Source organism: Micromonospora endophytica (assembly GCF_003236305.1).
GTDB classification, from domain to species: domain Bacteria; phylum Actinomycetota; class Actinomycetes; order Mycobacteriales; family Micromonosporaceae; genus Micromonospora; species Micromonospora endophytica.
In genome coordinates this window covers 1-5109 of record NZ_POTX01000329.1, presented here as the reverse complement: position 1 = coordinate 5109, position 5109 = coordinate 1, and the positions used below count along the sequence as shown (strand labels likewise).

Below are 5109 nucleotides of genomic sequence, written 5' to 3'. Positions count from 1 at the left end.
CTTCCGGACGAGGTCTGGTGGGGTGGGGTGGGTGGTGGCAGGCTGTGCGGCGTGAAGATCTATGCTGATCGTTTTTCGACCGGGTCACGACAGCTTCTGACCGATCTGCTCGTCATCGCCTGGGTGTACGCGGCGATCCGGAGCGCGCTGTGGCTGCACGACCTGGTGCAGAAGCTGGCCGTACCCGGACAGAAGATGGAAGGGGCCGGCGGTGGGCTGGCCGACAACCTCGCCGAGGCCGGCGGCAAGGTCGGCCGGGTGCCACTGGTGGGCGACGAGCTGACCGCGCCCTTCGAGCGGGCGGCCGGTGCCGCCCGCTCCCTCGCCGAGGCCGGGCGTGATCAGCAGGAACTTGTCGACCAGTTGGCCCTGGCGCTGGCCATCGGCTGGCTGATCGTGCCCCTCGCGCTGGTGCTGTTCGGCTGGCTGCCGCTGCGGGTGCGCTGGATGCGCCGGGCCGCGTCGGCGACGGCGCTGGCCGCCGCACCCGCCGGCAAGGACCTGTTGGCCCTGCGCGCCCTGACCAACCAGCCGCTACGCAAGCTCACCCGGGTCAACCCCGACGTGGTCGAGGCATGGCGCCGCGGTGACCAGCAGACCATCAACGCCCTCGCCACCCTCGAACTCCACCACCTCGGCCTGCGCCCCCCACGCTGACCGAGCCTGGCTCAGGTTCGGGGCAGGCCGCTCGGGTCGTCCTCGTCGTCGATGTCGTCGTCACCCCAGCTGCGGCGGGAGAACGGCAGGATCATCCAGAAGGTCAGGAACCACAGGCCGGTGATGGCGCTGAGCAGGAAGGCTAGCGGCCGGGCGAGCACGAAGTCGGTGATCAGCAGCACCGAGCTGACCATCGCGACAAGCATGAACCCCAGCCCGCCGCTGGCCATCCGGTGCGCGAAGCGCACCAACTCCGGCTTGCGTCCCTGCCGGAACAGCGCCCGGTGGAACGCGACCGGGGAGATGATCATCGCGGTGGCGCCGGCCGCCGCCAGCAACGCGACGATGTAGACGTCCCGCTGGAACTCGGTGGTGTCGTCGAAGCCTGCGCTGAACGGCAGGGTGAGCAGGAAGGCGAAGAGGATCTGCACGCCTGTCTGCGCGACCCGCAACTCCTGGAGCAGGTCGGCGAAGTTACGCTGCCACCGCTGCTTCTCAGTTTCCTTGGACACCGTGGACCTCCGGGGTACGGCCGCCGCCGGTGGCCAATCCCCCGGCGGCGGCAAGCAGATGCCCCACGTTCACCCTTCCGAAACCGACTCGCGGTACGGCTCCTGGTCAGCCGGTCGGGCGTACCCGGGCCACGATCGCCTCGGCCAGCCGCGTCGGTGTCTGGTCCGGGATCCAGTGGCTGACCCCGGTGAGCACGACGAAGCGGTAGTCGCCGCGCACATGGCCGGCGCACGCCTCGGCGGCGGTGCGTCCGATCGCCACGTCGCCGTCGCTCCACACGTACGTGGTCGGCACGGTGACCGGACCGGTCGCCGCCAGGTCCCTCCCGGACATGGCCCGGTACCAGTTCAGTGCCGCGGTCAACGCGCCGGGCTCGCGCAGCGGTTCGACGTACGCGCCCACCCGCGCCGCGTCGCCGACCCCGTTCAGCATCCGGCGCAGCCCGCTGGCGTTCAGCGCCAGCAGCGTCTTCTCGGCCACCCCGGTACGCCGGAACAGCAGCATGTACGACGAACGCGCCTTCTGTCGCGAGTCCTCCGTCATGGCGTACACCATCGCGGCCGGATGCGGCACGGAGACCGCGGTCAGGGTCCGGACCCGGTCGGGGTGGCCGGCGGCCAGCGCCCACCCGACGACGGCACCCCAGTCGTGCCCCACCACGTGTGCGGCGTCGACGCCGAGCGCGTCCAGTACGGCGACCGCGTCGGCGACCAGCTCCGCCAGCCGGTACGCCTCGACCTCCGCCGGCCGCGCGCCGGGTGAGTAGCCGCGCTGGTCGAGGGCGAAGGTGCGCAGCCCTGCGGCGTGCAACGTCGGCACCACGTCACGCCACTCACCGGAGTGCTGCGGGAAACCGTGCAGCAGCAACACCGGTTCGCCGTGCTCCGGCCCACCTGTGATGACGTCGAACCGCAGACCCCGGGCGTCGATGTGCATGCACCGCAGCCTACCGAGCCGCGCCCGCAGCCATCGGAGTACGCCGGGCGGGCGGTCAGTCGTACTGACGCTTGGGGACGGGCACCTGCCGCCACGATTCGACGTCGAGATAGGGGATCTCGGCGTCGTTCACCGGATCCCGACCGAGTCGTTCGCTGTAGCGGCCGACCACCTCGACCCAACTGTCGTCCGGCAGCCCGGTCGGCACGTCGCCGCTGAGCCCGAGCTTCACCGGCCGCCCGTCGGCCGCGCAGCAGGAGAGCACCATCCGGGCCAGCATCGGCTGCCGGTCGGGGCCGGTGGTGATGAAGCCGGTGAGCCGTACCCGTCGATCGCCGATGGAGGTGCCCCGGTCGAACAGTGCCCGGGCTGCGTAGTCCAGGACACTCACCGACACCGGATCGCCAGCGGGCAGCGGCGGGTAGTCCGACCGCGCCGGGGTGCTCAGCGCGGTGCCGGCCTGACTGGCCGCGTACGACCCGAGGGCGGGTGGGGCGACCAGCAGCAACCCCAGTACCGGCAGGATGAGCAGCCAACCCACCCGTGGCTCGTGGTGGCCGTGCCCGCCGTGACCGCCGTGACCGGTGTCCGGCTCGTCGGCCGGGACAGCGGCGGGATCGTCGGTGAGGGCCGGGCGCAGTTCGTACCAGAGGGTCATGATCGCGGCGACCACCAGCAGCAGACCGGCGGCGATCAGGAAGGGACGCAGCCCCTCCTTGACGTAGCGCAGGTACAAATCGGTGACGCTGGCCCGGAGCACCGCACCGCCGAGCAGCAGCAGGACCACGGCCTGCGCCTGCCGGTTCACAGCAGCACCGCCCCGGCGCCGACCGCGACCAGCACGGCCACCGCGAAGGTGGTGGGCGCGAACCGGAACGCGAACCGGCGGCCGAAGACACCCGCCTGCATCGCGATCAGCTTGAGATCGACCATCGGCCCCACCACCAGGAAGACCAGTCGGGACGTGAGGGAGAACTGCGACAGCGAGGCCGCGACGAAGGCGTCCGCCTCCGAACAGAGCGAGAGCAGTACGGCGAGCAGCGCCAGGGCCAGGATCGACAGCCAGGCGTTGTCCGCCAGGGTCTGCAACCACCGCTCGGGCACCAGCACGTTGATGCAGGCGGCGGCCATCGCGCCGAGCACCAGGAAGCCGCCGGCGTGGGTCACGTCGTGCCGGACGGCACCCCAGAAGGCCCGGCCCCGGGAGGTGTCGTCCAGCTCCGGCCGGCGCGGCATCCTGATCCACTCGGTACGCCCCAGCCGCAACCAGAGCCAGCCCATCACCATGGCGACGACCAGGCTGGCGACGCCCCGGGCGAGGACCATCTCGGGGTTGTTCGGGAAGGCGACAGCGGTGGCGACCAGCACGATCGGGTTCACCGCCGGGGCGGCGAGCAGGAAGGCCAACGCGGCGGCCGGGGTGACGCCCCGGCGGATCAGTGAACCGGCGATCGGCACCGCTCCGCACTCGCAGCCAGGCAGCACCACCCCGGCCGCGCTGGCCGCCGGCACCGCCAGGGCCGGGTGCCGGGGCAGCGCCCGGGCCCAGAACGACCGGGGTACGAAGACCGCGATCACGGCGGAGAGCAGCACCCCGAAGACCAGGAACGGCACCGCCTGCACCATGATCGAGACGAACACGGTGGTCCAGGTCTGCACGCGCGGGTCGTCGAGCGCACCGGCCAGCGGATCCCGGAAGATGATCAGCAGGATCAGCAGCGCGGCCAGGACCTCCACCGAGCCGATCCGGTCACCGAGCCACCGCCGTCGACCCGCCTGGCCGGACGGCTCCGGCCGACCGGCCAGATCCACCCCACCGGCCGGATGCTCGGGCGGCTCGCCGGCAGACTGCTCACGCGGCTCGCCGGCCGGCGCGGGGTGGTCAGTGCCTGTGCTCACCTGTCGTCCCTCGCTGGTGCGGCTGCCGATGTGGCGGGTCTTCGCGCTGCGCCGCCCGCCGGTGGCGGATCAGCGGCCTGAGACTACCGGCGGGAACCGATCCATCGACAGGTCGCCACGCAGGTGCGCGGCTCCGCCGTGCCGCCCGCAGCCAGGTTGACCTGCGTAGATCACATTGTCCGCGGAATCCGGCAATGCTAGCGTCGGCGAGACAACTTCACCTCCGACAGGGGAGCGCACAGCGCTGAGAGTGCGGGTTCGCCCGCAGACCCTCGAACCTGATCTGGGTAATGCCAGCGCAGGGAGTTCGGTCCACCTCCAGCCCGCCTGCGCCCGGCCGACGCCGGGCCGGCGTGTGTCTTGCCTGGTTCGCCACTGGACTGGGAGCAACCTCGTGACAACCACAGACAACAACCGCTGGCGCACCATCGACATCGTGGTCGCCTCGGTGATCGCCGTCGCCTTCGGCGTGATCTTCTGGGCCTGGGGCCTGGTGTGGAGCGCCACCGACGCGGCGTTCGCCTTCTTCCCGCCCGCCCAGACCCTGATCTACGGCGTCTGGCTGGTGCCCGCTGTGCTCGGTGGCCTGGTGATCCGCAAGCCGGGTGCCGCGCTCTACTGCGAGCTGCTCGCCGCGATCGTCTCGGCGCTGCTCGGCAGCCAGTGGGCCAGCCTGGTGATCGTGCAGGGGCTGGCTCAGGGCATCGGTGCGGAGCTGGCCTTCGCCGCCTTCCGGTACCGCTCGTTCCGCCTGCCGACCGCGCTGCTCGCCGGTGCGGCGACAGGTGTCGGTGCCGCGCTGTTCGACTTCGTCTACTGGAACGCCGGACGCGACATCGTGGCCTACCGCCTTCCTTATGCACTGCTCACCGTCGTCAGCGCCACAGTCATCGCCGGTGCTGGCGCCTACTACCTGACCCGCGCCCTGGCCACCACAGGCGTCCTGGACCGCTTCCCGGCCGGCCGCGACCGCGCCCTGGTCTGACCCTGTTGATCAAGAGGTTTGCGTCGGCCCGCCCGCGGTCTCCCGACGCAAACCTCTTGATCAACGCGACCGGGCGGAGCGCGGCGAGAGGGGGAACGGTGAGTGGGGTGCCTGTCTCT

At 71.4% G+C, this 5109-nt stretch carries 6 protein-coding genes and 1 riboswitch; of the genes, 2 read left to right on the top strand and 4 right to left on the bottom strand.

The features are described from left to right. Positions 1-657: hypothetical protein (locus C1I93_RS28195; RefSeq protein WP_258378366.1), on the top strand; the 657-nt coding region annotated here is incomplete at its 5' end. An 11-nt stretch (positions 658-668) separates the two neighbouring features. Here C1I93_RS28195 and C1I93_RS28190 read toward each other — a convergent pair. The 4 genes from C1I93_RS28190 to C1I93_RS28175 all read right to left on the bottom strand — a co-directional run bounded on the left by C1I93_RS28190 (position 669) and on the right by C1I93_RS28175 (position 3912). After that, positions 669-1169 carry a DUF6328 family protein gene (locus C1I93_RS28190; protein ID WP_111246299.1) on the bottom strand — a complete coding sequence of 167 codons (501 nt, stop codon included), beginning with the start codon at positions 1167-1169 and terminating at the stop codon, positions 669-671. Between the two features lie 106 nt (positions 1170-1275). Then, complete coding sequence (locus C1I93_RS28185) at positions 1276-2106, bottom strand: alpha/beta fold hydrolase (RefSeq protein ID WP_111246298.1); 831 nt, start codon at positions 2104-2106, stop codon at positions 1276-1278. Positions 2107-2161: 55 nt separating this feature from the next. Next, positions 2162-2914: a TIGR03943 family putative permease subunit gene (locus C1I93_RS28180; protein ID WP_111246297.1), complete on the bottom strand. Its 753-nt coding sequence runs from the start codon at positions 2912-2914 to the stop codon at positions 2162-2164. Continuing rightward, positions 2911-3912, bottom strand: a complete 1002-nt coding sequence (locus C1I93_RS28175) for a permease (protein ID WP_181445367.1) — start codon at positions 3910-3912, stop codon at positions 2911-2913. The genes C1I93_RS28180 and C1I93_RS28175 overlap by 4 nt, the downstream gene beginning before the upstream one ends. Before the next feature lie 311 nt (positions 3913-4223). Beyond that, a riboswitch (TPP riboswitch) is annotated at positions 4224-4328 on the top strand. Positions 4329-4399: 71 nt separating this feature from the next. Here C1I93_RS28175 and C1I93_RS28170 point away from each other — a divergent pair. Then, entirely contained in the window at positions 4400-4990 is a 591-nt protein-coding gene (locus C1I93_RS28170) for an ECF transporter S component (RefSeq protein ID WP_111246295.1), read from the top strand. Positions 4991-5109 lie beyond the last annotated feature (119 nt).